Origin of the sequence: Streptomyces sp. MB09-02B (assembly GCF_033794485.1) — a bacterium.
GTDB lineage: Bacteria > Actinomycetota > Actinomycetes > Streptomycetales > Streptomycetaceae > Streptomyces.
The window spans coordinates 1-2,062 of sequence record NZ_JARGEE010000774.1; the positions used below are offsets into that span (position 1 = coordinate 1).

Below are 2,062 nucleotides of genomic sequence, written 5' to 3' on the forward strand. Positions count from 1 at the left end.
GGCGGGAGGAGGGCCACGCCCAGGCCCGCCGCCACCAGGCCCCGTAGGGTCTCAGCCTCCTCGCCCTCGAAGGCGATGCGCGGCTTGAAGCCGGCCTCCTTGCAGAGGTCGTCGGTGATGCGGCGCATGCCGTAGCCGGGTTCGAGGGTGACGAAGGTTTCGTCGGCGGCCTCGGCTAGGCGGACGCGTTTGCGGGCGGCGAGGCGGTGGTCGGCGGGGACGACGAGACGCAGCTTCTGTTCGTCGAGCCGGCGGGCCACCAGGTCGGGGGCGTCCGGGACGGGTGAGGTGAGACAGAGGTCGAGCTCGCCCGCGCGCAGGCGTTCGAGCATGGCCTCGCCGTAGTTCTGGACGAGGCTGAAGCGGACGCGGGGGTGCTCGGCGCGGAAGGCCTGGAGGAGGCCGGGGACGGTTTCGGCGCCCATGGTGTGCAGGAAGCCGAAGGCGACCTTGCCGGTGGCGGGGTCGGCGTCGGCGCGGACCTCGTCGGCGGCGCGTTCGATCTCGGTGAGGGCGCGCTCGACGGAGGCGTGGAAGGTGCGGCCGGCGTGGGTGAGGGAGACCGTGCGCCCCCGGCGGGCGAACAGGTCGACGCCCAGGTCCTGTTCCAGGCGGACCATCGCCCGCGACAGCGTCGACTGCGGGACCTGCATCTCCTGTGCGGCCCGGGTGACGTGCTCGGTGCGGGCGACCCCGGCGAAGTAGGCGAGGCGGGGGGCGAGCCGCAGAACGATGTCCTCGATGTCCTCCATTCGTTCGGCGTGCTCGGTGCGCTCGGCGTGCTCGATGTCTCCTGTGTCACCGGACGGTGACAGTCGCGGCCCTGACCTCTGCTGATGCATCACAGGAACGATTATGACGGTTCCGTGCATTGGACGGATGAATGTCTCCGTACGTAGTTTCGAGGCATGCCTTCCGCGAGTACCGAGGCGTCCACCAGCGTGGGCGCCGGATCAGTCATCACCACCATCGATTCCCGTGTGGCCCCGGGCGGGCCCGGCTACCGGCGGATGAGCCTCGCGCTGTTCCTCGCGGGTGTCGCGACCTTCGCTCTCCTCTACTCCACTCAGGCGCTGCTGCCGTTGATCTCGGACGGTTTCGGGACGACGGCGAGCGCGGCCAGCTGGACGGTGTCGGCGGCGACGGGTGCGCTGGCGCTGTTCGTGCTGCCGATGAGCGCGCTGTCGGAGCGGTTCGGGCGGCGGACGCTGATGACCGCGTCGCTGGCGGTCGCGGTGACGGTCGGGCTGCTGATCCCCTTCGCGCCCTCGTTGGGGGCGCTGGTGGTGCTGCGGGCCGTGCAGGGTGCCGCGCTGGCCGGGGTGCCGGCCTCGGCCACCGCCTACCTCGCCGAGGAGGTGCGGCCCAAGGCGCTCATCACGGCGATCGGTCTCTTCGTCGCCGGCAACAGTGTCGGCGGCATGAGCGGGCGGGTCGTCACGGGGTGGGTCGCCCAGGAGTGGGGCTGGCGGGTCGCGCTGGCGGTGCTCGGCATGATCGCCGTGGGCTGCGCGGTGGCCTTCCGGGTGCTGCTGCCGGCGCCGAGGCACTTCGTCGCCGGGTCGCTGCGGCCCAAGGTCCTGGCCCGTACGGTCCGGGCGCACCTCGGCAACCCGCTGCTGCGGCGGCTGTACGCGATCGGCGCGCTGTTCATGACGGTCTTCGGTGCCGTGTACACGGTGATCGGCTACCGGCTGACCGAGGCGCCCTTCTCGCTGCCGCAGGGGATCATCGGGTCGATCTTCCTCGTGTACCTGGTGGGTACGGTGTCCGCGTCCACCGCCGGGCGGCTGGCGGGGCGGCTCGGGCGTCGGGGTGCGCTGTACCTCGCGGGCGGTACGACGACCACCGGGCTGTTCTTCACCCTCTCCGACTCCCTGGTTCTGGTCCTGCTGGGTCTGGTCCTCATCACCGCGGGCTTCTTCGCCGGGCATGCTGTCGCCTCGTCGTCGGTCAGCCACACGGCGAAGCGGGGGCGGGCGCAGGCGTCCGCGCTGTACCAGTCGGCGTACTACGTCGGCTCAAGCGCGGGGAGCACGCTCGGGGCGGTGGCGTTCCATGC

General features: G+C 71.7%; 2 protein-coding genes. One reads left to right on the top strand and one right to left on the bottom strand.

The annotated features are described in order from the left end of the window. On the bottom strand, positions 1-845 hold an 845-nt coding region (locus P1P70_RS43910), incomplete at its 3' end, for a LysR substrate-binding domain-containing protein (RefSeq protein ID WP_413471691.1). A 63-nt stretch (positions 846-908) separates the two neighbouring features. Between P1P70_RS43910 and P1P70_RS43915 the strand changes: the two genes are divergently transcribed. Further along, the coding region (locus P1P70_RS43915; RefSeq protein WP_319248004.1) for an MFS transporter at positions 909-2,062 on the top strand (1,154 nt) is incomplete at its 3' end.